This is a genomic window from Tardiphaga sp. 37S4 (assembly GCF_021044645.1).
GTDB lineage: Bacteria > Pseudomonadota > Alphaproteobacteria > Rhizobiales > Xanthobacteraceae > Tardiphaga > Tardiphaga robiniae.
Window position 1 is genome coordinate 1,274,766 of the sequence record NZ_CP088008.1, and the last position, 26,511, is coordinate 1,301,276.

The 26,511-nt window shown below is 63.2% G+C and carries 25 protein-coding genes; 14 read left to right on the top strand and 11 right to left on the bottom strand.

Annotated elements, in window-relative coordinates:
* Positions 1-52 precede the first annotated feature (52 nt).
* The 4 genes from LPB73_RS06055 to LPB73_RS06070 form a co-directional block, all read right to left on the bottom strand.
* Positions 53-1,354: an MFS transporter gene (locus tag LPB73_RS06055; RefSeq protein ID WP_231079965.1), complete on the bottom strand. Its 1,302-nt coding sequence runs from the start codon at positions 1,352-1,354 to the stop codon at positions 53-55.
* Positions 1,355-1,588: 234 nt separating this feature from the next.
* Positions 1,589-2,512: an SDR family NAD(P)-dependent oxidoreductase gene (locus tag LPB73_RS06060; protein WP_093756564.1), complete on the bottom strand. Its 924-nt coding sequence runs from the start codon at positions 2,510-2,512 to the stop codon at positions 1,589-1,591.
* A 200-nt stretch (positions 2,513-2,712) separates the two neighbouring features.
* Positions 2,713-3,852, bottom strand: coding sequence for a thiolase C-terminal domain-containing protein (locus LPB73_RS06065; protein WP_231079966.1), 1,140 nt, complete (start codon positions 3,850-3,852; stop codon positions 2,713-2,715).
* 4 nt (positions 3,853-3,856) lie between these two features.
* Complete coding sequence (locus tag LPB73_RS06070) at positions 3,857-4,270, bottom strand: Zn-ribbon domain-containing OB-fold protein (protein ID WP_120291263.1); 414 nt, start codon at positions 4,268-4,270, stop codon at positions 3,857-3,859.
* 214 nt (positions 4,271-4,484) lie between these two features.
* Here LPB73_RS06070 and LPB73_RS06075 point away from each other — a divergent pair, with 214 nt between their 5' ends.
* From LPB73_RS06075 to LPB73_RS06105, 7 genes are all read left to right on the top strand, one after another.
* Positions 4,485-4,817 carry an AtuA-related protein gene (locus LPB73_RS06075; RefSeq protein WP_068735784.1) on the top strand — a complete coding sequence of 111 codons (333 nt, stop codon included), beginning with the start codon at positions 4,485-4,487 and terminating at the stop codon, positions 4,815-4,817.
* A gap of 40 nt (positions 4,818-4,857) precedes the next feature.
* The gene (locus LPB73_RS06080; RefSeq protein ID WP_231079967.1) at positions 4,858-6,222 is read left to right on the top strand and encodes an amidase; all 1,365 of its coding nucleotides are present in this window, start codon (positions 4,858-4,860) and stop codon (positions 6,220-6,222) included.
* 24 nt (positions 6,223-6,246) lie between these two features.
* Positions 6,247-6,936, top strand: coding sequence for a DUF2848 domain-containing protein (locus LPB73_RS06085; RefSeq protein ID WP_231079968.1), 690 nt, complete (start codon positions 6,247-6,249; stop codon positions 6,934-6,936).
* Positions 6,937-7,254: 318 nt separating this feature from the next.
* On the top strand, positions 7,255-8,001 hold the full coding sequence (locus LPB73_RS06090; RefSeq protein ID WP_231079969.1) for a 2OG-Fe(II) oxygenase: 747 nt from the start codon (positions 7,255-7,257) through the stop codon (positions 7,999-8,001).
* Positions 8,002-8,022: 21 nt separating this feature from the next.
* Positions 8,023-8,673, top strand: coding sequence for a DNA oxidative demethylase AlkB (alkB, locus tag LPB73_RS06095; RefSeq protein ID WP_231079970.1), 651 nt, complete (start codon positions 8,023-8,025; stop codon positions 8,671-8,673).
* Positions 8,674-8,930: 257 nt separating this feature from the next.
* Positions 8,931-10,175: an MFS transporter gene (locus LPB73_RS06100; protein WP_231079971.1), complete on the top strand. Its 1,245-nt coding sequence runs from the start codon at positions 8,931-8,933 to the stop codon at positions 10,173-10,175.
* Positions 10,176-10,285: 110 nt separating this feature from the next.
* On the top strand, positions 10,286-11,503 hold the full coding sequence (locus tag LPB73_RS06105) for an ABC transporter substrate-binding protein (RefSeq protein ID WP_231079972.1): 1,218 nt from the start codon (positions 10,286-10,288) through the stop codon (positions 11,501-11,503).
* A 236-nt stretch (positions 11,504-11,739) separates the two neighbouring features.
* Here the strand turns inward: LPB73_RS06105 and LPB73_RS06110 are convergent, their stop codons facing one another.
* The 6 genes from LPB73_RS06110 to hpaH all read right to left on the bottom strand — a co-directional run bounded on the left by LPB73_RS06110 (position 11,740) and on the right by hpaH (position 18,195).
* Positions 11,740-13,368 (bottom strand): thiamine pyrophosphate-dependent enzyme, encoded by a 1,629-nt coding sequence (locus LPB73_RS06110; RefSeq protein WP_231079973.1) that lies wholly within the window; start codon positions 13,366-13,368, stop codon positions 11,740-11,742.
* Positions 13,369-13,383: 15 nt separating this feature from the next.
* Positions 13,384-14,253 (bottom strand): fumarylacetoacetate hydrolase family protein, encoded by an 870-nt coding sequence (locus LPB73_RS06115; RefSeq protein WP_231079974.1) that lies wholly within the window; start codon positions 14,251-14,253, stop codon positions 13,384-13,386.
* Between the two features lie 28 nt (positions 14,254-14,281).
* Positions 14,282-15,265 (bottom strand): 3,4-dihydroxyphenylacetate 2,3-dioxygenase, encoded by a 984-nt coding sequence (hpaD, locus tag LPB73_RS06120; protein ID WP_231079975.1) that lies wholly within the window; start codon positions 15,263-15,265, stop codon positions 14,282-14,284.
* A 174-nt stretch (positions 15,266-15,439) separates the two neighbouring features.
* Positions 15,440-16,981 (bottom strand): 5-carboxymethyl-2-hydroxymuconate semialdehyde dehydrogenase, encoded by a 1,542-nt coding sequence (gene hpaE, locus LPB73_RS06125; protein ID WP_231079976.1) that lies wholly within the window; start codon positions 16,979-16,981, stop codon positions 15,440-15,442.
* A complete protein-coding gene (locus tag LPB73_RS06130) occupies positions 16,974-17,372 on the bottom strand; it encodes a 5-carboxymethyl-2-hydroxymuconate Delta-isomerase (RefSeq protein WP_093756551.1) in 399 nt (132 codons plus the stop codon). The genes hpaE and LPB73_RS06130 overlap by 8 nt, the downstream gene beginning before the upstream one ends.
* Positions 17,373-17,388: 16 nt before the next feature.
* Positions 17,389-18,195 carry a 2-oxo-hept-4-ene-1,7-dioate hydratase gene (gene hpaH, locus LPB73_RS06135; RefSeq protein ID WP_231079977.1) on the bottom strand — a complete coding sequence of 269 codons (807 nt, stop codon included), beginning with the start codon at positions 18,193-18,195 and terminating at the stop codon, positions 17,389-17,391.
* A gap of 137 nt (positions 18,196-18,332) precedes the next feature.
* On the opposite strand from hpaH, the gene hpaR reads away from it, so the two are divergent.
* The 7 genes from hpaR to LPB73_RS06170 all read left to right on the top strand — a co-directional run bounded on the left by hpaR (position 18,333) and on the right by LPB73_RS06170 (position 25,803).
* Positions 18,333-18,854 carry a homoprotocatechuate degradation operon regulator HpaR gene (gene hpaR / locus LPB73_RS06140; RefSeq protein WP_231079978.1) on the top strand — a complete coding sequence of 174 codons (522 nt, stop codon included), beginning with the start codon at positions 18,333-18,335 and terminating at the stop codon, positions 18,852-18,854.
* A gap of 159 nt (positions 18,855-19,013) precedes the next feature.
* The gene (locus tag LPB73_RS06145) at positions 19,014-20,162 is read left to right on the top strand and encodes an ABC transporter substrate-binding protein (RefSeq protein ID WP_089265093.1); all 1,149 of its coding nucleotides are present in this window, start codon (positions 19,014-19,016) and stop codon (positions 20,160-20,162) included.
* A 270-nt stretch (positions 20,163-20,432) separates the two neighbouring features.
* Positions 20,433-21,308: a branched-chain amino acid ABC transporter permease gene (locus tag LPB73_RS06150; RefSeq protein WP_231079979.1), complete on the top strand. Its 876-nt coding sequence runs from the start codon at positions 20,433-20,435 to the stop codon at positions 21,306-21,308.
* On the top strand, positions 21,305-23,083 hold the full coding sequence (locus LPB73_RS06155) for an ABC transporter permease subunit (RefSeq protein WP_231079980.1): 1,779 nt from the start codon (positions 21,305-21,307) through the stop codon (positions 23,081-23,083). Before LPB73_RS06150 ends, LPB73_RS06155 begins: the two co-directional genes overlap by 4 nt.
* Positions 23,083-23,826, top strand: a complete 744-nt coding sequence (locus tag LPB73_RS06160; protein ID WP_068735820.1) for an ABC transporter ATP-binding protein — start codon at positions 23,083-23,085, stop codon at positions 23,824-23,826. The genes LPB73_RS06155 and LPB73_RS06160 overlap by 1 nt, the downstream gene beginning before the upstream one ends.
* Before the next feature lie 51 nt (positions 23,827-23,877).
* Positions 23,878-24,963, top strand: coding sequence for a malate/lactate/ureidoglycolate dehydrogenase (locus tag LPB73_RS06165; protein ID WP_231079981.1), 1,086 nt, complete (start codon positions 23,878-23,880; stop codon positions 24,961-24,963).
* 63 nt (positions 24,964-25,026) lie between these two features.
* On the top strand, positions 25,027-25,803 hold the full coding sequence (locus tag LPB73_RS06170) for an HpcH/HpaI aldolase family protein (RefSeq protein WP_092146581.1): 777 nt from the start codon (positions 25,027-25,029) through the stop codon (positions 25,801-25,803).
* Positions 25,804-25,963: 160 nt separating this feature from the next.
* Here the strand turns inward: LPB73_RS06170 and LPB73_RS06175 are convergent, their stop codons facing one another.
* Positions 25,964-26,494, bottom strand: coding sequence for a MarR family winged helix-turn-helix transcriptional regulator (locus LPB73_RS06175; RefSeq protein ID WP_231079982.1), 531 nt, complete (start codon positions 26,492-26,494; stop codon positions 25,964-25,966).
* Positions 26,495-26,511 lie beyond the last annotated feature (17 nt).

Sequence of the window (26,511 nt, forward strand, 5' to 3'; positions counted from 1 at the left end):
AAAGGGGCAGCGTTGGCACTGCCCCTTTTTTGACGTTTGCCGGCAAGCGCGCTCAGACCTCGTGCTTGTCCGAAGCGAAGATCGCGATGAGCGTGATCGTCGCGGCGGCGAGCACGTAATAGCCGATGTAAGCGAGACCGTAATTTGCCTGCAGCCAGGTGGCGATATAGGGCGCCAGTGAGGCGCCGAAGATGCTCGCCAGATTGAACGTCATCGACGAGCCGGTATAGCGTACGGCGGTCGGGAACGGTGCCGCCAGCGCGGCGCCGATCAGGCCATAATTGACGCCGAAGATCGCCAGACCGATCAGCGCGAAGGCATAGATGCCCGCCACGCCACCTGACAGCAGCGGTGCCAGGAAAAACGAGAACACGATCACCATCAGGCAATTGGTGATCAGGAGCGTGCGGCGACCGATCTTGTCCGCGAGCAGGCCGGCCAGGATGTTGGTGGTGCCGAAAGCGACGGCGCCGGCAATCTGCACCTTGAGCGCATCGAGCAACGTCATCTTCACGACGCCGACATTGTAGGACAACAGATAGGCCGTGCAGACATAGAAGAACACGAAGGTCATCAGGCCGACCAGCGTGCCGAGCACGAGGCTGCGCTTGTGCTTGCGCAGCAGCTCCATGCTGGGGACGGCAACGCGCTCAGCCTTCTCGATGGCCTTCTGGAATTCCGGCGTCTCGGTGATCGACAGGCGCACCCACAATCCGATGGCGATCAGCACGATGGAGGCGAGGAACGGCACGCGCCACGCCCAGCTCAGGAACGTTTCCGGCGAGACGAAATGCAGCAGGATGTAGAACGTGCCCGACGACAGGAACAGCCCGAGCGGCGCACCGAGTTGCGGGAACATGGCGTACCAGTTGCGCTTGCCCTCCGGCGCGTTCTCGGTGGCGAGCAGCACCGCGCCGCCCCATTCACCGCCGAGACCAAAGCCCTGGCCGAAACGGCACAGCACCAGCAGAAGCGGTGCTGCGAGGCCGATCTGCGCGTGAGTCGGCAGCAGGCCGATCAGCACGGTCGAAATGCCCATGGTCAGCAAGGCTGCGACCAGCGTGGTCTTGCGGCCGACGCGATCGCCGAAATGGCCAAACACGACGGCGCCGAACGGACGCGCAAAGAACGCGATCGAGAACACCGCGAAGGACGCGAGCAGCGCGGCGGTGTCGTTGCCGGCCGGGAAGAACAGTTTTGGAAACACCAGCACCGCGGCGGTGGCATAGACGTAGAAGTCGAAGAATTCGATCGTGGTGCCGATCAGGCTCGCCAGCAGAACGCGGGCGGGGGAATTCAGCGGCTTGGAATGCGGCATGGCCGCGGAGGGCATCGCGCCCGCGTGATCTGTCATGATGTTCGTCCAGCAAATGCGGTTTCGTCCGCACATGCGTGACGTCAAACCCGTTGATTGCTGGTGACATAGCCGGTCTTGGCCGGCGTTTGAATTCTTTATGACGAAATTAGCGCGATCTCGGGTCAGATAAGACCGCTATGCATAGCTATTTGAGTAATATTGTTTCGTTTTAAATTCTGGGTTGTAGAAATCGGCTCGCGGGACTGATGCTCCCGCGAGCCGATTAGACGCTTAGACCGGATCCCAGCTGAAAATGTCAGCCGAACGGTCGAGCTTGTAGAACGACGACTTCAGCGCCGGCATGCCGTGCTCGGCAAGGGTCTGCGGGGTCCAGCCTTCGGCGCGGTGGATGGAGCGTAGCGGGCGCGACTGGCCCATCAGGAAGATCTCGTTCATGCGGGCGGCAAAGATCTGTCCGGAGATTTCCTTGGCGTCGTCGGAGAGCAGATGCGCCACCAGCGGTGCAATCTTTTCCGGACCCATGCGCTGCATGCGCTCGACGCGGGCCTTCTCGGCTTCGGTCTCGGTCGGGATGCTGCCGATCATGCGGCTCCAGGCGAAGGGCGAGACGCAGTTCGAATTGACGCCGAAGCGTCCCATGTCGAGCGCGATGGACTTCGACAGGCCGACGATGCCCAGCTTGGCGGCCGAGTAGTTGGCCTGGCCGAAATTGCCGATCAGGCCGGAGGTCGAGGTGAAGTGCACGAACGAGCCGGAGTTCTGCTCGCGGAAGTAACGTGCGGCGGCGTGCGAGGTGTAGAACGAGCCCATCAGATGGACCTTGATCACCATCTCGAAGGCATCGATGGACATCTTGTGGAAGATCGCGTCGCGCAGAATGCCGGCATTGTTCACCACGCCGTCGATCTTGCCGTAGGTGTCCACGGCCTGCTTGATGATCTTGCTGGCCGGGATCGCTTCGGCGACCGACTCGAAGTTGGCAACGGCGGTGCCACCGGCTGCTTTGATTTCCTCGACGACCTGTTCGGCCGGTGCCGCGCCGTCGCCGCCCGAACCGTCGGTGCCGACGCCGGGATCGTTGACGACGACCTTGGCGCCTTCAGCGGCGCAGAGCAGCGCGATGCCCCGGCCAATGCCGCGGCCCGCGCCGGTGACGACAATGACCTTGCCGTCGAGTGATTTGGTAGATGCCATGTGGTTTTCCTTTTGGTGGTGTGATTGATGTTTTCTAACCTCTCCCCGCTTGCGGGGAGAGGTCGTCCCGGCGAAGCCGGGGCGGGTGAGGGGGACTATCCGCAAGCTCGGAGCAAGCGGATAGTCCCCCTCATCCGTCTCGAACGCGCTTCGCGCATTCGAGCCACCTTCTCCCCGCAAGCGGGGAGAAGGCACCGCGTTTACTTCTCGTTCGTAAAAATCACCGTGCCCGACGCGGCGAACATGCCGCCGACGCCGTGACAGACTGAAATCTTCGCGCCCGGCACCTGCGCCGGTGCGATGCCGCGCATTTGTCGCACGCTCTCCTGCAGCGCATACATGCCGTACATGCCGGAATGCATATAGCTGAGGCCGCCGCCATTGGTGTTCATCGGCAGCTTGCCGCCGGGGCGGGTGTTGCCGTCGGCAATGAACTTGCCGGTCTCCTCATGCGGCATGAAGCCGAGATCGCCGAGACCATACAGCGGCAGATGCGCGAAGGCATCGTAGATCATCAGGTGATCGACGTCCTTGTGCGTGATCCCTGCCTCGCGGAACGCAGTCGGCCCGGCCACGGTGAAGGCGCGCGATGAATCGAAGGTCTTCATCTGGCTGACCATCGGCGTTTCCACGCTCTCGCCGGTGCCGAGAATATAGACCGGCTTGTTCGGGAAATCCTTGGCGCGATCGGCCGAGGTCAGGATCAGCGCACCGCCGCCATCGGTGACGAGGCAGCATTGCAGGATGCGGAACGGATAGGCGATCATCTTCGAGTTCAGCACGTCCTCGACCGTGATCGGCGCCTTCATCATCGCGCGCGGATTCTTCGCGGCCCATTCGCGCTGGAACACGGCGACCGAGGCAATCTGCTCATGCGTGATGCCATGCGTCTTCATGTAGCGCAGCACCGGGATCGGGAACATGCTGGGCGGACCGTAGACGCCGTAAGGCGCCTCGAACTGGCCTTGCAGGCTGTCGGCCGGAATCGAGCGCGGCAGTTTGCCGATCATCGACTTGCCGCTTTCGGCGTGCGTGATCAGAACCGTCTTGCACAGGCCGGCCTCGATCGCCGCGGCCGCGTGGCGAACATGCAGCATGAACGAGCAACCGCCCACGGATGTACCGTCGACCCAGGTCGGCGTGATGCCGAGATAATGCGCGATCTGCTGCGGTGTCTCGACGGCTGTGGCGATGCCGTCGATGTCGGACAGTTTCAGCCCGGCATCCTTGATGGCGTTGAGCGCCGCATCCGCGTGAAGCTGGAGCTGCGACATGTTCGGGATGACGCCGAGCTCGGTGGTCTCGGCTGCGCCGACAACGGCGACTGCGTTTCTGCGCATGATCTCAGCCCTTCGCCGGACGGAATACGGGGAGGGTGATGGCGTCGTCGAGCTTCTCGAAGGCGACCTCGAGCTTCATGTCGAGTTCGAGCGCTTCGGGCGTCTGCGGGCAATCGATGATGTTGCTCATCAGCCGCGGACCTTCCTCAAGCTCGACCACGGCAATCGCGTAAGGCGGCGTGAAGCCCGGCGCAGCGGGGCGATGATTGATGACGTAGCTGTAGAGGAAACCCTTGCCCGAGGCCTTGAACACCGACACCTTGCGCGAGGCGCAGCCGGGGCAGAACGGTCGCGGCGGAAAATACACATTGCTGCAATCGTCGCAGCGCTGCAGGCGGAGTTCGCCGGCTTTGGCGCCGTCCCAATAATGCTGGGTTTCCGGTGTCGGTTTCGGCCGCGCGCGGGCTGGTTCAGCCATGTGTCGTGTTCTCTCCCTTGGACGGGGATTTGGCCCCGTTCGTTGTCCTCTGGATGGACATTCCACATTCCACCGGGGGCGGTCCAGCGCGCGTGCTGCATGGCCGTATCTGCTCACTGCGGGACGACGTGGAATTCCGGTTGAAATACGTGCGAGGCTTGTCCCGCTGCAACCAGGCAGGGTAGGTTGGTACGGATGGTTCAGGGAGTATGACGTGAAGCTGCGCGAGATCGCCCATTCCCGCACAGGTGACAAAGGCAACATTTCCAACATCTCGGTAATTGCCTTTGACGCAAAGCTATATCCGTTGATAGTATCCCAGGTGACCGCCGCGCGCGTGAAGGCCCTGTTTGCGGGCATCGTCGCGGGCGAGGTGGTCCGCTACGAGCTGCCCAATCTCGCAGCGTTGAACTTCGTGATGGATCAGGCGCTTGGCGGCGGGGTGACGCGATCGCTCGCGCTCGATGCGCATGGCAAATCGCTCAGCTCCGCGCTGCTCGATCTGGAAATCGAGGACACTTTCGGCGATACCGACCGGGCGCCGTGACCACCTGCGGGTCCGGCAAGACACACAGGATGCCGCGACCATGAGCAACGACTTCCACCAGACCGCACCGACCCTCGCCAGCCTGGCCGACGACCTCGCCGCCGGCCGCACCACCTCGCGCAAACTGGTCGAAGCCTGTCTGGCCAAAATCGCCGATCCGAACGGCGAGGGTGAGCGCACCTTCATCCATGTCGACAAGGATGCGGCTCTGGCCGCCGCCGATGCCATGGACGCGCTGCGCAAGGCCAATGCCGCGCCGTCGCGCTTCGCCGGCATTCCGGTCTCCATCAAGGACCTGTTCGACATCAAGGGTCAGGTGACCCGCGCCGGTTCGCGCGCGCTGGACGATTCCGCGCCGGCCGATGCCGACGCGCCCACCGTCGCGCGTCTGCGCCGCGCCGGCTTCGTGGTGATCGGCCGCACCAACATGGTCGAATTCGCCTATTCGGGCATCGGCACCAATCCGCATTACGGCACGCCCAAAGGCGCGTGGAAGCGCGAGGTTGGCCATGTGCCCGGCGGCTCGTCCTCCGGCGCCGCCGTTTCCGTGCTCGATGCCATGGCGCATGCGGCGTTGGGTACCGACACCGGCGGTTCCTGCCGCATTCCGGCGGCCTTCAACGGCATCGTCGGCTACAAGCCGACCCAGCGCCGTGTGCCGCTCGATGGCGCGGTGCCGCTGTCCTTCACCCTCGACAGTATCGGTCCACTCGCACGCTCGGTTGCCTGCTGCGCGGCCATGGATGCGGTGCTCGCCGGCGAGCCCGAATTTGAGCTTACCCCGCGCCCCATCAAGGGCATGCGTCTCGCTGTGCCGACGACGCTGGCGATGGACGATCTCGATCCCGTCGTGGCCACCGCTTTCGAGCGTGCGCTGAAGAAGCTCGCCGACAAGGGCGCGATCATCGAGCGCATCGAGGTGCCAGAATTCAACGACATCGCACCGATGAGCACCAAGGGCGGCTTTACGGCTGCTGAATCCTATGCCTGGCATCGCTATCTCCTGGCCAGCAAGGGTGACGTCTATGATCCCAGAGTCGCGCTGCGCATCCAGCGCGGCGAGACCCAGAACGCCGCCGACTATCTCGACCTGCTGCCGATGCGCCGTTCGTTGATCGCGCGCACCGAAAAGCGTATCGCGCCTTACGATGCGCTGGTGCTGCCGACCTGCGCGATCACGCCGCCGCCGATTGCCGACATGGAAGACGACAAGGTGTTCTCCAAGCAGAACCTGATGGCGCTGCGCAACTGCACGCTGATCAACATGATCGACGGCTGCGCCATCTCGCTGCCGATCCACGCCAAGGACGAAGCCCCTGTCGGCCTGATGCTGGCAGCCGCCGGCGGCTCCGACCGTCGCATCTTCGAACTCGCCGCGGGCATTGAAACCACCGTTCGCGGTTAATCTCTGAAACCTGAGGATACACGCATGACCACCGAGATCGCGTTCACGCTGGACGCAAAAGGCACCAAGTCGCCGCTGACGCTCAAGATCACGCAGGGCGTCATCGCCGGCTGGACCGGCCGCGATCCCGTCGCACGCGATCATCACATCAAGGAACTCGAGGCGCTCGGCATCGCGCCGCCGGCCTCGACGCCGATCTACTACCGCTGCTCGGCGCGCCGCTTCACCACTGACGGCATGATCGAATGCACCGACGAGAATTCCTCGGGCGAAGTCGAATTCTGCCTGATCGCGTCAGGCGGCAAGACCTATGTCGGCGTCGGCTCCGACCATACCGACCGCAAGGTCGAGACCTACAACATCACCGTGTCGAAGCAGATGTGCGACAAGCCGATCGCACCTGTCGTGTGGGAGCTCTCCGAACTGCTTCCGCACTGGGACCAGATCATCCTGCGCTCCTGGGCCACTATCAAGGGCGAGAAGGTGCTGTATCAGGAAGGCCTGCTGAGCGGCATGCTGCCGGTGGCCGAACTGATCAAGAAGGGCTTCGACAGCGAAAAGCTGCCCGACGGCACCGCCATGTTCGGCGGCACCTTCGCCGCCAAGGGCGGTATCCGTCCGGCCGATCGTTTCGATTACGAGATCGAGGATCCGGTGCTGAAGCGCAAGATCAGCCATGGCTATGATGTGAAGACATTGCCGGTGGTGGGGTAAGGTTCTTAACCTCTCCCCGCATTGCGGGGAGAGGTCGATCCGGCGAAGCGCAGCGCAGCCGGAGCGGGTGAGGGGCGGTCACCGTCGTCACCACACACGCGCGCTCTCGGGTCTCCCGTCCTTCGATCCGATGGTTCTGCGCTTGTCTTTTCTCTCCTGCCTCGCCCCTCACCCGGCCGGCTTCGCCGTCCGACCTCTCCCGCGAAAGGCGGGGAGAGGTTAGCTACCCAGAAATCGGGTGGCTTCACCCGCCCATCTCCCCAAAATGGCCAACAGGCCATGACAACATGATCGCGGCCGGATGACGGAGGCGATGACATGGTTTCAATCGCGAAGAAGCGCCCAGAAAACAGTGACGCCACGTCGCAGGCGCGCGTCGCCGCCATCGACTGGCAGCGCATCTCTGCCGATCTCGACGCGCAGGGCTGTGCGGTGTTCGAGAAACTGCTCACGCCCGATGAGTGTCGTCACCTCGCATCGCTCTATCCCGACGATTTCCGGTTTCGCAGCCGCATCGTCATGGGCCGCCACGGCTTCGGCCGCGGCGAATACAAATATTTCAATTATCCGCTGCCCGATCCGATCGCCGGCCTGCGTCCGGCGCTCTACGGACCATTGAGCACGATCGCCAATCGCTGGAACGAGGCGATGGGGATCGACGTGCGCTTTCCCGCCGATCAATCCGCGTTTCTCAAGCGCTGTCATGAGGCCGGTCAGACCCGGCCGACGCCGCTGCTGCTGCAATATGAAGCCGGTGACTACAATTGCCTGCATCAGGATCTCTATGGCGAACACGTGTTTCCGCTCCAGGTCGCGATCCTGCTGTCGGCGCCACGTGAGGATTTCACCGGCGGCGAATTCGTGTTGACGGAGCAGCGTCCGCGCATGCAGTCGCGCGCCGAAGTGGTAGACTTGCGGCAGGGCGATGCCGTGGTGTTCGCCGTGCATCATCGCCCGGTTGCCGGCACGCGCGGCAGCTATCGCGTCAATCTGCGCCACGGCGTCAGCCGGGTGAAGTCGGGCCGGCGCCATACGCTCGGGGTGATCTTTCACGATGCGAAGTGACGGGACGACTGAAGAAACGAGATGACCGACCTGTTCGCCGATATCAGGGATGACCAGCCCGCGTGTGAAGAGCTCGCCGAGGGCGCGGTGCTGCTGCGCAATTTTTTCGCCACCGAACAGCCGGATGTGATCGCGGCGCTGCGTATGATCGTGAAGGCGGCGCCGTTCCGCCATCTGGTCACGCCGGGCGGTCACACCATGTCGGTCGCCATGACCAATTGCGGCCGTGTCGGATGGGTGTCTGACGCACGCGGTTATCGCTACGACCCCGTCGATCCCGACAGCGGCAAGTCATGGCCCGAGATGCCCGCGCCGTTTCGCGATCTCGCCGCACGCGCGGCGGTTCGTGCCGGCTTCGGTGCCTTCGCGCCCGATGCCTGCCTGATCAATCGCTACAAGCCCGGCGCCAAACTCTCGCTGCACCAGGACAAGGACGAGCTCGATCTGCGCGCGCCCATCGTTTCGGTGTCGCTCGGCCTGCCGGCGACATTTCTGTTCGGTGGTCTCACCCGCAGCGCGCCGCAGAAGCGCTATCGTCTGACCCATGGTGATGTCGTGGTCTGGGGCGGCCCAGCGCGGCTGGTCTATCACGGCGTCGCGCCGCTGCCGGATGGCGAGCATCCGGTCATGGGCGGCCAGCGCATCAACCTGACCTTCCGCAAGACGCAGTGACGCGCGGATCTTCCCCTCTCCCCCACGCACAGCGAAGCTGTGCAGGGTGGGAGAGGGTGGCTTCGCGAAGCGAAGACGGGAGAGGGGTAGCAGCGGGGCTCCAGCATTACCCCTCATCCGGCACGGCCTTTGGCCGCGCCACCTTCTCCCGCCTAGCGAAGCTTCGCTTCGCGCGGGGGAGAAGGGAAGGAAGAGAAGCGTTGAACGCTTTCCTTGGCTGCCGCGACCATTCTATGGTCGGGCGGGGCGAGGGGACCATGAGCGAGCAGGAACGAACCGGCACACAAGCCGCCGCCAGCAATGCTGCCGGTGTCTATCTCGCCATTCTGCAACTGGTCTTCACGCTGGGCTGGGTCACCTATGTGATCTATCTGCCGAAGCTTGCCGCCGATGTCGGCATTGCGCCGACCGTCGTGATTGTCATCCTGATGCTCGATCAGGCGATTTTCACTGTGACCGATACGGCGATGGGTCTGGTCGCTGACAGGATCGCGCGCGTGGTCGGGCGGCTCGGTCTCATTGTCGGCATCCTGACCGCGGTGTCCTGCGCGGCCTTCGTCGCGCTGCCTTTCGTTGCCGGCCAGGGACCGAAGGCGCAAGTCGCGCTGATCGCATTGATCGTGATCTGGTCGGCGACATCCTCCGCATTGCGTGCGCCGCCGCTGACATTGCTCGGCAAATATGCCGCGCGCCCGTCGCGGCCGTTTCTCGCTGCGCTGGCCATGCTCGGCTATGGCGTCGCTGGTGCGCTCGCGCCCTATCTCGGCGCGACATTGCGCGGCGTCGATCCGCGGCTACCTTTCGTTGTTGCCGGCGTGGTTTTGCTGATCGTGACGCTGGCGCTGTCGCGCGTCGAGCGTGGCCTCGTGCAGGTCAGCGCCCGTGAGGCAAAGGCTTCGCCGGCGCAAGGCAAGGCGCTCGGCCGCATGCCCATGCTGTTCATCGCTGCGATGATCATTCTCGCGCTTGGTTTCCAATTGCATTTCAGCATCAACAGCGCGCCGATGTTCCTGCGCTTCGCCAAGCCGGCCGATCTGGAATGGCTGATGCCGATATTCTGGATCGGCTTCAACATCGCGATGTTTCCGGCCAGCGCGGTGGTCAAGCGTCAGGGCGGAATCCTCGTCATCGGGGCAGCCGGATTGCTTGGCGCGTTTGCGGTGATCGGCGCCGAATTCGCTGTGAATCTCAACATGCTGATCGCTGCGCAATTCATCGCAGGCACCGCATGGGGCTGCATGATGATGAGCGCGGTGTCGGCGGCAATGGCGATCGGCGAGACCGGCGCGGAGGGCAAGGTCATCGGTCTCGTCTTCTCGGCACTCGCGCTCGCAACCTTCGCACGCATGGCGGCCGTCGCCGGCGGATTGCAGAAGCTGCCGGACTACGCGCCGTTCCTGCACTGGGCGCCCGTCGCATGCTGGGCTGTGGCCGGTGCTGGACTACTGGCGCTTGCTGCGGTTCGGTGGCAGCGGCGGAGCGCATCGATACCAATCGTCTGATGCTTTCCGCGCGTCGGAATTCGATTTAATCGATCGATTAAATTTCGCTGGCCAAGGCATTCAGCCGCCATTACGCTTTCCTCAATAAAAACCAGAACGAGGAAACGACAATGACCCGAATGGGCATATTGGCTGCCATTGCTGTTGCTTGCCTGAACGGTTCGGCGCTTGCCGAACCCATCACCAAACCTCTCACCATCGCCGTGCTGAACGATAAGAGTTCGGTATTCTCCGATGCCGGCGGCACCGGCAGCGTGGTTGCGGCGCAGCTTGCGATCGACGATGTCGGCGGCAAGGTGCGTGGCCTGCCGGTGAAACTGCTCGGCCCCGATCATCAGAACAAGACCGATATCGGCGTATCGCTGGCGCGCGATCTCTACGATCAGCAGGGCGTCGATGCGATCTTCGATATCGGCAATTCCGCGATCTCGCTGGCGGTGCAGAACATGGCGCGCGAGCGCGGCAAGGTGCTGGTGCATGTTGGTTCGGCCACGGCCGACGTGTTCGGCAAGCAATGCGCGCCGACCGCCGCGATGTGGCTCTACGACACCTATTCGCTGGCGCAGGGCATCGCCAAGGCCGTGGTCAAGCAGGGCGGCGATACCTGGTATTTCATCACGGCGGATTATGCATTCGGCATCGCCATGCAGGCGGAAGTCTCGAAAGTGGTGGAAGCTGCCGGCGGCAAGGTCCTCGGTGCGGTGAAGCATCCGGTCGGCACGATGGATTTCTCGTCGTTCCTGCTGCAGGCGCAATCCTCTGGCGCCAAGGTGATCGCGCTCGCCAATGCGTCCGGCGACACCGTCACCAATATCAAGCAGGCGCGCGAATTCCAGATCGGCGAGGGCAAGCAGAAGCTCGCCGTGCTGATCTTCTATCTCACCTCGGTGAAGGCGCTAGGCTCGGAGGCCACGCAAGGCGTGCAGTATCTCGAAGGCTATTACTGGGACAATGACGACAAGAGCCGCGAATTCGGCAAGCGCTTCATGGCCAAGCACGGCAAGATGCCGACCCATGCGCAGGCTGGCGTCTATAGCGCGGTGAAGCATTATCTGCGCGCTGCGGAAGCCGCCAACGAGAATGACGGTCTGAAGGTGATGCGTCAGATGAAGGCGATGCCGGTGGATGATTTCTTCGCGCCCGGCGCCCGCGTACGCGAGGACGGCCGGCTGATGAACGACATGCTGCTGGCGGAAGTGAAGAAGCCGTCGGAGGTGAAAGGCGAGTGGGACCTGCTCACCATCAAGGGCAAGGTGAAGGCCGAAGACATCATGCGGCCGATCGCGGATGGCGGCTGCATGCTGCTGGATCCGCCGGTGAAGCAGTAACGCGCTAACCTCTCCCCGCATTTGCGGGGAGAGGTCGACGCGCCTTTCGATGCGCAGCATCGAGTGGCGCGGCGGGTGAGGGGCATCCACTGCAGTCGCTGCGAACTATTCCTCTCGGATCGCACATCTTCGATCCGAGAGGTTGAACATGTGTCCTCTTTCTTGCCTCGCCCCTCACCCGACCGGCTTCGCTGCGCTACGCCGGTCGACCTCTCCCCGCGCAGAGCGGGGAGAGGTTAAGCTGGCTTCTTCGGATGAATGAACGCCCACGGACTGACTTCCGAGTCCCTGACCACGTCGATCGCAATCAGATACGGCCCGCCATCCGCCAGCGCCTTTTCCAGCGCCGGCTTGAACTCCGCCGGTGACGTCACTCGCGCGGCCCCAACGCCGAACGATTCCGCCAGCCTGACGAAATCCGGATTGACCAGATCGGCGGCGACCACGCGGCCGTCGAACACCTGCAACTGGTCGCGCCGCACATTGCCATAGGCATTGTTGTTGAACACCAGCGTCACCACGCCGATCTTGAACTGCACGGCCGTCGCCAGTTCCTGCACCGCGAACATGAAGCCGCCATCGCCGGTGATCGCTACCACCGGCCGGTCCGGATGCGCCACCTTGGCGCCGAGCGCGGTGGGAAAGCCGGAGCCGAGCGTGCCCTGATAGCCTGAGGTGATGAAGGTGCGCGGCTGATAGACCGGGAAGCCGAACCATGAGGTGAAGCCGACCTGCGACAGTTCGTCGGTGACGATGGCATTGTCGGGCAGCACGTCGCGCAGGATGTCGAGATAGGCCATCTGCGGCTGGATCGCCTGGATGTCCTTCTGCGCTTTCGCCGAGGCTGCGCGGATCGTCTCGCGACGCCCGGCCGTCTTCGTATATCCGGCCTTGCTTACGGCGGCGACCAGCGCGCGCGTTCCTTCTGTCGCATCGGCAACGATCGGCGCATCGACCGTGAGCCGTCGGAATTCGACGGGATCGATATCGATGCGGATAGACTTCAGCCCCTCCGGCCGGAACGGCCAGCGGAACGTGGTCGGCAATTCCATCCGCGAGCCGATGCCGATCATGAGATCGGTCTGCGGCCACAGATTATAGGCGGCGGCCATGGTGAGACCCAGCTCATGCGCATTGCTGACGATGCCGCGGCCGGAGCGGAACGCGACCACGGGCGCGTCGATCATCTCGGCGAGTGCGAGGATGTCGTCGCCCGCATCCATCGCGCCCGCGCCGACGAAGATCATCGGCGATTTGCTCCCCTTGATCAGCGCGGCTGCGACCTTGATGCGATCGGGATCGGGCGAGGGCGCAGCGAATGGTTCAAGCGTCGTCGCATCCGCTGTCTCCGCGCGCTGCGTGAACACGTCCCATGGCATTTCCAGCGCCACAGGACCGCGGCGGCCTGACATCATTTCCTGAAATCCGCGTCCCACCTTGGTCGGCGCATCCGCGGGATAGTCGATACGGTCGGCCCATTTCACGAAACTGCGGAGTGTTGCAAGCTGGTCCGGCATCTCATGCAGATGACCGCGGCCCTTGCCAAGGTAATCGCTCGGCACCTGGCCGGTGAGGCACATCACCGGCTCATTGCAGCCGAAGGCGGTGAGCATCGCCGCACCGGCATTGAGAATGCCGGGGCCGGGCACCACGCTGAACACGCCGGGCTTGCCCGAGGCGCGGGCATAGCCGAACGCCATATAGCCGCAGGCCTGTTCGTGACGCGCGCCGATGACGTTCAGCTTCGCCTGATGAAAGGCGTCGAACAGACCATAGACCTGCGCGCCGGGCAGGCCGAAGACCGTGTCGACGCCGTGCGCCTTGAGCCCGCTGACGATGGCTTCGCCACCGGTGAGAACAGTCATGCGTATTCCAATCCGTTAGTGTTCGTCGACGACGCCGTTGCGCAGCGTGCCGATGCCATCCGCCTTGATTTCGATCACGTCGCCCGGGACAAGATAGCGGGGCGGATCGAAGCGTGCGCCGGCGCCGGTCGGCGTGCCGGTGACGATCACGTCACCGGGCATGAGAGTCGTGAAGGTCGAGATATAGCTCAGGAGATAGCGGAAGCCGAACATCAGCCGCGAGGTGCGATCGTCCTGCCGCAACTCGCCGTTCACATGCGTGGTGAGTCTGATGTCGGCGATCTGGCTCTCGTCGTGATAAGGCACGATCCATGGCCCGAGGCTGCCGGTGGACTCGAAATTCTTGCCCTGCGTGACGTTGAACTTGGCGTGGCGCACCCAGTCGCGGATGGTGCCTTCGTTGCAGAGCGTCAGCGCGGCGATGTGGTCCAGTGCATCGCCCTCGGCGATGTGTCGCCCGGCCTTGCCGATCACCAGCACCACTTCGCCTTCATAGTCGAGCTGCCTGGATACGCGCGGCCGCACCAGTGGCGTGTCATGTCCGACAAAGGAGCGCGGCGTGCGCATGAACATCGAAGGATATTTCGGCGCGTCCTGGCCGTCCTTGTATTCGGCGTTGCGGTCCGGATAGTTGACGCCGATGCAGATGATCTTTTCCGGGGCGGGGATCGGCGGCTGCCAGGTGATGCTCTCCAGCGCAAAATCCGCAGGCTGGTTGGCCGCGGCATCGGCGAGGCGATGCAAGGCCCCATGGGCGATGGCCTCGCGCAGCGTCGGATAATCCCCGCCGTAGCGCGCCGACAGATCGACGATCCCATCGTCAGTGACGGCGCCGTATTTCAGGACTCCGTTGACGGTGAAGGTGGCGAGGCGGGAGTGGGTCATCGCGCGTGTTCCTCAGACTCTATTGTCATCAATCCGCAATCGTCACATCAGCCACAAACGCCGGCTCACGCACGGCCTGCCCATTGAATGGCGAACCCTGTTCGAACCACGAGCGCGGCGCAGGCGCGCCCCACAGGGTCTGGCGGCGCGGGTCCTTCAGCGACCAGCGCAGCGGTTCGTGATCGGTGTCCATGGTCTGGTAGTCCGACGTGTAGAGTTCGAGGCGATGGCCGTCGGGATCGCGCACATAGAGGAAGAACGCATTGGAGATGCCGTGGCGGCCGGGGCCGCGCTCCAGGTTCTTCAGATAGCCCGATGACGCCATCACGTCGCAGAGATGCAGGATGTTCATCGCGGTCGGCACCCAATAGGCGAAATGATGCAGCCGCGGCCCCTTGCCATTGGTGATGGCGAAGTCGTGGACATTGCCCTTGCGATGCATCCAGGCAGCGGCGATGCGGCCATTGTCGCCGTCTTCTTCGCCATATTCGGTCAGCCGGAAGCCGAGCCGCGCATAGAAGTCGACGGTGTCCTGCACCTCGGCGGCGAAGACGTTGAAATGATCGAGCCGCTGTGGATGGCAACCCTTGTAGAGATCGAAGCGGCGGAGCAGATGCGGGCGCTTCTCCATCGTCGCAGTGAGTTCGATCTGGAAGCCGAACGGATCGGTGACATGCATCGTGCGGCCCTGGAACGGGCGCTCGACGAAGGAATAGACGATGCCGTTGGCGGCGAACCAGGCGGCAGCCTTGTCGAGATCGTTCTCGCTGGCGACGCGGAAGCCGAGCCGATGGCAGGCTGATGTTGCCGCCTTGCGCAGCACCAGCGAATGATGCTGGTGTTCCTCGACGGCGCGCAGATAGACGGTGTCGCTGTCGGCGTCCTCGACATGCAGGCCGACCGCATTCTCATAGAAGGCGCGGCTGGCCTTGAGATCAGTGACATCCAGCACGACGTGGCTGGAGCGCAGGATGTTGAAGGGCGGATCGAACACGTGGGTCGGCACGGGCATGGGCGTTTCCTGCGTTTTTATCTCGTCATTCCGGGGCGCGTGCGCACTAGCGCACGTGAACCCGGAATCCCGATATGTTCATCACTTCTCGATGCCGGGCGGTTCAGAGGGGGATGAACCGCACGAGATTCCGGGTTCACGTGCGTAAGGGCGCACGTGCCCCGGAATGACAGTCTAGATACCGAGGCGCTGTATCTTATGCGTCCCGCGCGCCAGCGAGACGTGTTTGGTTTCCATATAGAACTCGAACGAATAATCCCCGCCATCCCTTCCGATGCCGGAGGCTTTCATGCCGCCGAATGGCGTCGGCAGGTGGCGGACATTTTCCGAATTGAGCCAGATCATGCCGGCCTCCAGCGCGTCGGCCACGCGCAGCGCACGGCCCACATCATTGGTCCAGACATAGCCGGTGAGGCCGTATTGCACGGCGTTGGCGATTTCGATGGCTTCGGCTTCGTTGCCGAACGGGATCACCGTGAGGAACGGGCCGAACACTTCTTCCTGTGCCACGCGCATGTCCTTGCGCGCGCCGGTCACCAGCGTCGGCTGCACGTAATGACCGCCGCCGGGGCCGTCATAAGGCTTGCCGCCGACGGCGATGGTCGCGCCGTCCTGCCGCGCGATGTCGAAATAGCTGCACACCTTGGCATGATGCCGCTCATGGATCAGCGGGCCGACTTCGGTTCTGGGATCGAGCGGATGCCCGACCTTCAGTGCCTGCACGCGGGCCGTGAGCTTCTCGATGAATGTATCGGCAATGCTCGCCTGCACCAGCAACCGGCTGGACGAGGTACAGCGCTCGCCATTCAGCGAGTAGATCATGAACACCACGGCATCGAGCGCGCGGTCGAGGTCCGCATCATCGAATACGATCACCGGATTCTTGCCGCCGAGTTCGAAATGCACGCGCTTCAGCGTCGGCGCGCCCTGCGCCATGATCGCGGAGCCGGTGGCGCTCTCGCCGACGAATGCGATGGCCTTGATGGCCGGGTGTTCGGTCAGCGCCTTGCCGGACTCTTCGCCGAAGCCATGCACGGTGTTCAGCACACCGTCGGGCAGGCCGGCCTGCTTGGCGAGCTTCGCCAGCAGATCCGCGGTGACCGGCGACCATTCGGCCGGCTTGTGAACGACCGTGCAGCCGGCGGCCAGCGCCGGCGCGATCTTCCAGGTCGACAGCATGAACGGTGTGTTCCACGGCGTGATCACACCGACCGGGCCGATCGGCACGCGCGTCGAGACGTTCCAGTGCTCATCGGCCGGCATGTTCAGGCCGTCGCGGGCCTCCGTGCATTTGTCGGCATAGAAGCGAAAATTCTCGGCGCCGCGGATCGCGGCCTTGGCCATGAAGCGATGCGCCTGGCCGGTGTCGATACATTCCAGCACGGCGATGTCGTCGGCATTGTCCTCGATGGCATCGGCGACGCGATGCAGCAGCTTCTTGCGCGCGGTCGGCGCCATGTCGCGCCATTCTTTGAAGGCGCGCTGGGCGGCCTTGGCGGCTTTGTCGATATCCGCTGCCGTGCCGCGCGCGACCTGTGCCAGCACGGTGCCATCGATGGGCGACGTCGTTTCGAACACCTCCCCCGACGATGACGGCACGATCCGGCCATCGATAATATTGCCGATACCGTCGACCGAGAGCTTCTTCAGCAGCGGCGCGGCACGTTCCTGATTGGCCGCGAAGACGGCGGCGGGATCGGCAGGGGTCTTAGCCATTGTTGGCCTCGGCTTTCAGCAGGTCGTGAATGGGATTGCGCTTCCAGCTCGTGGCGCTGTCGTTGATCTGCATGTCGAAGGACAGCGCAAATCGGCCGCCGGCGAAAACATTGTCGAGATGGGTCGAGACCACATCGAAGATATGCGCACCGGCCGTCTGGCGAGCCTCGAGCGAGCGGCCTTCGCCGATCCGCAGCAGGATATCGAGAAAGCTGAGGCCGGCGCGGCCGTCGGCGATGGCATAATGCTCGCAGCGGATCGCGCGGACGCGGATGCCGCCGAGCGGAAAGATGCCGGTCTGCACCGCAGCATTGCGGATGACCTCGCAGAGCGCGCTGATATCGATCGCGCCGTCGAGATTGGCCGAATATTCGATGGTGAAATGCGGCATGGTGCGTGATCCCTGTTCAGCCGAAGTAGCAGCTCACGGTGCCCCATGGGCCATAGTCCGCCTGGATCGTGTCGCCTTTGCGGGTCTCGATGGGGCGAATGAACGAGCCGGCGAGAACGACCTGACCGGGTTCCAGCGCTAGCCCATGCGGCGCGATCTTGTTGGCCAGCCAGGCGACGCTGGTGGCAGGATGATTCAGCACGCCGGCGGCGAGACCGGTCTCCTCGAGCTGGCCGTTGCGATGGCACATGGCGCCGACCCAGCGCAGATCGGTGTCCAGCGGCCGCATCGGCCGGCCGCCGAGCACGATGCCGGCATTGGCCGCATTGTCGGCGATGGTATCGAAGATCTTTCGCGTGGCTTTGGTTGCGGCATCGACGCGCTCGACGCGCGTGTCGAGGATCTCCAGCGCCGGGACCACGAAGTCGGTGGCATTGAGCACGTCGAACATCGTGCAATCCGGGCCTGTGAGCCGCGTCTTCATCACGAAAGCCAGCTCGGCCTCGACCCGGGTTGCGATGAAGCGATCGGTGGGAACGATGCCGCCATCGGCGAAGAACATGTCGTCGAGCAGCACGCCGGAATCCGGCTCGTCGATATTCAGCGCGCTCTGCATCGCCTTGGAGGTGAGGCCGATCTTGTGGCCGCGCACGATGCGACCCTCTGCGACCTTGATCTCGATCCAGGCTTTCTGGATCGCATAGGAATCGTCGATGGTGATGCCGGGATGGTCCAGCGACAGTTGCCGGATCTGCGTCCGCGTCTTCTCGGCGTGATGCAGGCGCTGCGCCGCGCTTGATATGTCTGAAGAGGTGAGTGCCATCGCGTCGTTATCCCGCGCAGAAAAGCCGCGCGGAAAACCGATTAACATGTTAAGTTGTTGCGATCAAACCCCGGCCGTGACAATTCGATTGTGCGTTGCACACTGGGATGCGCCAGAATCATCCTATAGAGGCGATCATGACGACAGCATCAAAGCCACGGACCGCCGCCAAGTCCGCTGCGAAAATCCCTATGCGCGACTTCTCGCAGTCGCTGCCGATGTCGCTGCTGCGAACGCGGGAATCGGTGATGCGACATTTTCGCCCATCGCTGCGCGCGCATGATCTCACCGAACAGCAATGGCGCATCCTGCGCGCGCTCGCGGCGTCGGGCGAGATCGAAGTGACGGAACTCGCGCGCGTCGCCTTCCTTCTCGGGCCGAGCCTGTCGCGCATCCTGCGCGATCTCGAAGGGCGCAAGCTGATCGAGCGGCGCTTGCTGAAGGCCGATTTGCGCCGCAGCATTGTCTCGATCACGTCAAAGGGATTGAAATTGATCGAGGCCGTCGCGCCCACATCGGAGGCAATCTATGCCGAGATGACGAAGCGCTTCGGCGCGCGCAAATTGTCCGACCTGCAGGCTTTGTTGCATGAGCTGGAAGCCGCGCTGCTGGCCATGCCTGCTGCCGATGGCGCGGAAGACGATGACGCTGGTGAATAACTGATCTGCATATTTTTGCGGCAAGGCCGTCGCACGTCACGCGAGCGTTAATTCGTCGTACGAATTTCGCTGGGCTGTAGACAGGAGAAGAATTTTTCGCTCAACTCCCGCCATCAAAAGAAGGCTGGCGCCCAAGTCCGGCCTCTTAGGGAGAGAACGATGACGCTCACGAGACGTGGATTCACGGCAGGATTGGCCGCTGGTCTGACCGCCCCCTACATTATTGGCAGCGCGCGCGCCCAGGGCGGCGGAACGATCAAGATCGGCATGTGCGCGCCGATTACGGGACCGGCCGCGGAAGCGGGCAAATATGCGACCGGCGGCGCCAAACTCGCAGTCGAGGCCATCAACAAGGCGGGCGGCATCCTCGGCAAACAGATCGAACTGATCATCGAGGACGACCAGACCACCAATCCCGGCATCGTGCTGGCCTTCTCCAAGCTCGCTGCCAATCCCGACATCGTCGGTTTCCTCGGTTCGATCCGCTCGACTCAGGTGCATGCGATGGCGCCCGACGTGCTCAAACTCGGCAAGCCGGTGATGTTCGGCGGTACCGATCCAAACCTCACCAAGCTCGGCAATCCCTGGCTGTTCCGTTTCCGCCCGAATGACAGCTATTCCGGCCGCGTCATCGCCGAATATGGCGTCAAGAATCTCGACAAGAAGAAGTGGGCCGTGCTGCATTCGACCGATGCCTTCGGCACCGCGGGCGGCAAGGCACTGACCGAAGCGCTCGGGCCGCTGGGTGCCACCGTCGCGCTCGATCAGGGCTATGCCAATCAAAGCCAGGATTTCACGCCGGTCGTTCTGGCGATCAAGCAGTCCGGCGCCGACATTCTCGGTTCCTATTTCACCTTCGAAAACGATCTCGGCATTTTTGCCCGCCAGCTGCGCCAGCTCGGCGTCAACATTCCGTGGGTCGGTTCGCCCTCGATCGTCAACGTCACCGCATTGAAGCTCGCCGGTCCCGCGCTCTACGGCACCTATGGCGTCGCCGATTACGCGGAAGATTCCTCCGAGGCGTCGAAGGCCTTCGGCAAGGCCTATCGCGATGCCTACAAGGTTGCGCCGGATAACCAGAGCTCCTGGCCGTATGATGCGATCAACGTGCTGGCGACGGCGATCAAGAATGCCGGCTCGACCGATCCGCAGAAGATCCGCGAGGCGATCCTCACGGTCAAGAAATATCCTGGAGCCGAAGGCGAATACAACTTCGACAAGAACGGCGACGGTCTGCACGGCTACAACATCGTGAAGAATGAGAAGGGCAACATCGTCTTCGACAAACACATCGAATTCGATAACTGACGGTGAGGGCTGTCGACCGACGGCCTAAATCGTCATCCCGGGGCACGCGCGTCTTCCGCGCGTGAACCCGCCACACAATTGTCATTCCGGGGCGCGAGCGCCGTCAGGCGATCGCGAACCTCAGCCACTCCAATTGGAGTGGCGGGGAATCCCGAAATGTTCAGCGCCTGTTGCCGCGCTCACCATGTCGAGATTCCGGGTCTGCGCCCAAGCGGGCGCATCCCGGAATGACGAGTTCTTGGCAAAATCACCTCCCACCGAGCACGCCTGATGGATCTGGTACTGCAGTTACTGTTTACGGGAGTCGGCATCGGAGCCGTCTATGCGCTGGTGGCGCTGGGCTTCGTGCTGATCTTCCGCGCCACCAATGTCGTCAATTTTGCGCAAGGCGAGTTCTCGATGGTCGCCGCCTATCTCATGGTGGTCTGCGCCGTCGATCTGGAACTGCCCTATTGGCTGTCCTTCATCATTGCGCTCGCCGGCATGGCGGTCATCGGCGTCATCTTCAATCTCGGCGTCTATTATCCGCTGCGCCACCGCACCTATCTGCCTGTGATCATCGCCACCATCGGCGCCTCAATCCTGATGGCCAATGGCGTGCTGGCGCTGTACGGCCCGCAGCCGCAGGTGCTTCCGGGCTGGTTCGACACGCCCGGCATCCAGCTCGGTCCGGTCTATCTCGACAGCCAGTATCTGCTGATCATCGTGGTCACCATCGCGCTGGTGATCTTTAATTACTGGTTCTTCGAACACACGATGATCGGCAAGAAGCTGCAGGCGACGTCGCAGGACAAGGAAATGGCCTCGCTGCTCGGCATTTCCGTTTCCACCATGATCATGGTCACCTTCATCTATTCGGCCGTGCTCGGCGGGCTCGCCGGGCTTCTGGTTGCACCGATCCTGTTCGTGTCGATCCAGATGGGCTCCACCATCGCGCTGAAGGCATTTGCAGCCACCATCATCGGTGGCTTTGGCGATGTCACCGGTGCCATCATCGGCGGTCTCGCGCTCGGCATCATCGAGACATTCGGCGCCGCCTATATCTCTGTACCCTACAAGGACGGCTTCGCTTTCCTCGTGCTGGTGCTGTTCCTGGTGTTTCGTCCGCAGGGCATCTTCGGCGAACGTGTCGCGGAGAAAGCATGAGCACCTCCAGCGACAACATCCCGGCAGTGGTCATCACGCGTCCGAAGCCGCTGCTGCTGCGTCACGCGCCGTATTTCATCGGCGCCGCCGTTTTGGTCTTTCTGGCGTCGTCGATGCAGTTCGACGGCTACATCCTCAATATCCTGATGCAGGCCACCACTTTCGCCATCGCCGTGTTCGGCCTGTCGGTGGTGCTCGGCCTGTGCGGGCAGATCAATCTGGCGCAGGCGGCGTTCTTCGGCTTCGGCGCCTATGCGGTCGGTATCGGCACCACGGACTATCAGCTCAGCTACTGGCTGTGTCTGGTGGCGGGCTGCGTGATGGCGCTGGTCGCCGGCGCGGTGCTCGGCCTGTCGACGCTGCGGCTCGGCGGCCACTACCTCGCGATGGTGACGATCTCGTTCCAGCAGATCGTCACTTTGGTGATGATCAATGCGATCTGGCTCACCAAGGGACCGGACGGCGTGTCGAAGATCGGGCGCCCGTCGCTGTTCCTGTCGTCGCAATCCTATCTCGCTTTCTGCGTCGCGATGCTCGCTTTGGTCGGTTATATCGTCTGGCATCTGCCGGAGACGCGGCTCGGCCGCGCCATGCGCGCGGTGCGCGACAACGAACTCGCGGCCGGCGTCAACGGCATCGATGTGTTTCGCACCAAGGTCTATGCATTCGCCATATCGGCCGTGCTCGGCGGTCTCGGCGGCGGCCTGTTCGCGGGCGGCTTCGCCTATATCTCGCCGGATCAGTTCTCCTTCGCCGAATCCATCGTGTTCCTGACCATGTCGCTGCTCGGCGGCGTGGCGTCGCCGATCGGCTCCGCCATCGGCACGGGCTTGCTGATCCTCATTCCGGAATGGTTGCGTTTCCTCAAGAGCGTGCCGGGCCTCTATCTCGCCATCTACGGCCTGTCGGTGATCCTGATCATCCGCTTCATGCCGGATGGCATCTGGGGCTTCGTCACTGCCGCCTATGACCGCATGCGCAGCAGCAAGAAGGTGGCTGTGACCAGCGCGCCGCTGCAGCTCAGGCCGGCGGCGACCGGCGGCGACATGGTGCTCGAAGTTACCGGCCTGTCGAAACATTTCGGCGGCTTGAAAGCTGTCGATCAGGTCGACATATCCGTGCGCCGCGGCGGCGTGCATGCGCTGATCGGTCCCAACGGGTCCGGCAAGACCACGACGCTCAACGTGCTCTCGGGTCTCTACAACGCGACCTCCGGCAAGGTGGTGCTCGACGGCACTGACGTCACCACCATGCCGCCGCATCTGCGCGCGGCGGCAGGACTCGGCCGCACCTTCCAGAACATCCGCCTGTTCCGCTCGATGACCGCGCTGGAAAACGTCATCATCGGCGCCGAGCGGCCGGGCAATACGCTGACCGGCAAGGGCGATGAAGCCGCGCTGACTGAGCGGGCGCTGGCGGCGCTCACTTTCGTCGGCCTCGGCCCGCGCGCCATGGAGCTGATCTCCAGCTTCTCCTACGGCCATCAGCGCCTGATCGAGATCGCGCGCGCACTGGCGGCGAACCCGACGCTGCTGCTGCTCGACGAGCCCGCTGCCGGCCTCAATTCGACCGAGAAGCTCGAGCTGCATGAACTGCTCAAGCGCATCGCCGCGCAGGGGCTGACCATCCTGATCATCGATCACGACATGACGCTGGTGTCGGAAGCAGCCCAGCATATCACCGTGCTGAATTTCGGACGGCGTATTGCCGATGGCGAGTCGATGGCGGTGCTCCGCCATCCCGACGTCGTCTCGGCCTATCTCGGAACAGACTGATGCCGCTGCTTGAAATCAACGATCTCAATGTCCGTTACGGCGAAATCGTCGCGCTCCGCGGTGTGTCGTTCAATGTCGAGGAAGGGCAGGTGGTGACGCTGCTCGGTGCCAACGGTGCCGGCAAGTCGACCACGCTGCGTGCGATCTCCGGTCTCGCCAAGCCGGCATCCGGCGACATCCTGTTCGACGGCAAGTCCATTGCAGGTTTGGGCCCGGAAGCCATCGTGCGGATGGGCATCTCCCATGTGCCGGAGGGCAGGCGGGTGTTTCCTGGCCTGACGGTGAAAGAGAACATCATGCTCGGAGGCTCCAACCGCAAAGCGAGCAAGGCCGAATTGTCTGGTGAAGCCGACGCGATGTTCGACCTGTTTCCCGACATACGGAAATTCTCCGGTGCGCTCGGCTGGACGCTGTCTGGCGGTCAGTTGCAGATGGTGGCGGTCGCCCGCGGCCTGATGGCCAAGCCGCGGTTGCTACTCCTGGACGAGCCGTCGCTCGGCCTCGCGCCGGTCATCGTACAGGCGGTGTTCCGCATCATCACGGAAATCCGCCTCTCCACCACGGTCTTGCTTGTGGAGCAAAATGCGCGCATGGGACTATCCGTCGCCGATCAGGGTTACGTGCTGGAAACCGGCCGTATCGTGCTTGGCGGCAAGCCGGAGGATCTCTGGGCCAACGAGGCCATCGCGGCCGCCTATCTCGGCGGTCATGGCAAACCTGCAGCGGGTCTTGCGGCCCATTGAGGGTCTTGCCTGACGGCCCCGCTGCCCATCAACAAGGACGAATGTCCCGCCATGGTTACAGTTCAAGTCAACAAGCTCATCGATTTCGTTGCCGACGTTTTCAGCCATGCCGACTCTTCTCCGGAAGAAGCCCGGCGCATCGCGACCTATCTCACCACCGCGAACCTCACCGGCCATGACAGCCACGGCGTCATCCGCGTGCCCGTCTATATCCGCTGGCGCAATAACGGGATGATCACCCCGAACCAGACCATCGAAATCCCTGTCGATACGCCATCGCTCGCCGTCGTCGATGGCCGCTTCGGCTATGGCCAGACAGTCGGCCCGCAGGCGGTCAAGCTCGGCATCGAGAAGTGCAAGGCGGCTGGTCTCTCCGCCATCGCCACCAAGAATTCCGGTCACATCGGCCGCATCGGCGATTGGGCCGAAATGGCGGCGGCCGAAGGCCTGGTCTCGATCCATTTTGTCACGGCCGCTGGCTCCGTGCTGGTCGCGCCTTACGGCGGCGTCGAGCGCCGTCTGTCAACCGCGCCTTATTGCGTCGGCATTCCGCGTCCCGGACAGATGCCGGTGGTGCTCGATTTCGCGACCTCGGTGGTTGCCGAAGGCAAGGTGCTGGTCGCCTCGCGCGGCGGCAAGAAGCTGCCGAAGGGCGCGCTGATTGCTCCCGACGGCACGCTGAGCGAAGATCCGGCGCTGCTTTACGGCCCGCATGAGATGCAAGGTCCGCGCGATCACTCCAAGGGCACCGGCGCCATCCGCGCTTTCGGCGATCACAAGGGCTCGGGCCTCGCATTGATCTGCGAACTGCTCGGCGGCGCGCTCACCGGCAACGGTGCCACCAAGTATGATCGGCCATTCGCCAATGGCATGTTCTCGATCTATATCGATCCGAAGGTGATCGACCCCGCGAACTTCTTCGATGGCGAAGTCGCGCGTTATGTCGACTTCTTCAAGAGCGCCAAGCCGGCCGCCGGCGTCGATGCCGTTCTGATTCCCGGCGATAACGAGGCGAAGACTCGCGCCGAGCGCACCGCCAATGGGGTGCCATTGCCGGACGAGACCTGGGCTGCCATCGTGCAGACCGCACGTGACGTCGGCGTCAGCGAAGAGGCCGTGAAGAAGGCGACCTCGTAGTTTCTCGAACTCAACTCTCTGCACTCAAGTCATCACTACCAACCAAAAGAAGGACCATCGACGATGGCAAACAAGGTCAAGGAAATCTGGAAGGCGGGCAAGGTCGCCGTCAACGGCTGGCTGGCGATCCCGTCAGGCTTCTCGGCCGAGGTGATGGCGCAATGCGGTTTCGATAGCGTCACCGTGGATATCCAGCACGGCGTGCAGGACTATATGTCGATGGTGGAGTGCTTCCAGGCGATGGGCGCGCATCCGGTGACGCCGATGGTCCGCGTGCCATGGAACGAGCCCGGCATCATCGGCAAGGTGCTCGATGGCGGCGCCTATGGCGTGATCTGTCCGATGGTCAACACCAAGGAAGAAGCCGAGAACTTCGTGCAGTATTGCAAGTATCCGCCGCGCGGTACCCGCAGCAACGGCCCGATCCGCTCGGGCATGTATGGCGGCGCCGGCGACTACCAGAAGACGGCCAACGCCGACATCATCTGCCTGCCGATGCTGGAAACCAAAACCGCGGTCGACAACATGGAAGCCATTCTCGATGTCGAGGGCATCGATGGTGTGTATGTCGGGCCGTCCGACCTCGGCTTCTCCTACGGCCTGGTGCCGAAGCTCGACCGCGAAGAGCCGGAGATCCTCAAGATCTACGACAAGCTGATCAAGGAATGCGACAAGCGCGGCCTCAATCCGGGCATCCACTGCTCGGGTCCCGCAGGTGCTGCGAAAAACATCGGCATGGGCTTCAAGCTGGTGACGCTGCTCAACGACAGCGGCATTCTCGCCACCGGCGCGAAGAGCTGGGTCAACGACACCCGCAAGGGCTCGGGCGGCAAGGCGTAAGCCACAGGCTCTCTTCCCTCTCCCCCTTGTGGGAGAGGGTGGATCGCCGCGAAGCGGCGAGACGGGTGAGGGGTAGCCACAAGCTCCGAGCCCGGCCGGACCCCTCATCCGTCACGGCCTTCGGCCGTGCCACCTTCTCCCACAAGGGGAGAAGGAAGGATCACTCCACCACCGGCGCCGTGTCTGTCTTGATCTCGCTCTGCCGCCCGTCGATCACATCTGCAAAACGCATCAGCTCCTGCATCAGCAACTGCTGCCCTTCGAGTCCGAGCGGTGCCAGCAACTCCCGCTGCACGTCGAACACCCGCGGAATCGCTTCGTTGATGACGGTCTCGCCCGCGGAGGTGAGCTGAACACGCAGCGTGCGGCGGTCATTCGGCTCTGGTAGCCGCGCCAGGTAGTTCTGCGCTTCCAGCTTGTTGAGCCGGCTGGTCAGGCCTGCGCCTGACAGCAGCAGTGATTGGGCGATCTGCTTCGGCGACAGGCTGTAGGGCGCGCCAGCGCGGCGCAGCGCCGTCAGCACGTCATAGGTGCCGCGCGTCAGTTCAAAGGGCGCGAGCGCTTCGTCGATGAGGGCTGTGCATTGCATCTGAATCCGGCCGATCAGGCCGTAGATGTGCACCGGGCTGGGGTCGATATCCGGCCGCTCCGTCTGCCACTGCGCAAAAATGGCATCGACCTGTTCGCGCATTGCCGCGCGCGCGCGCG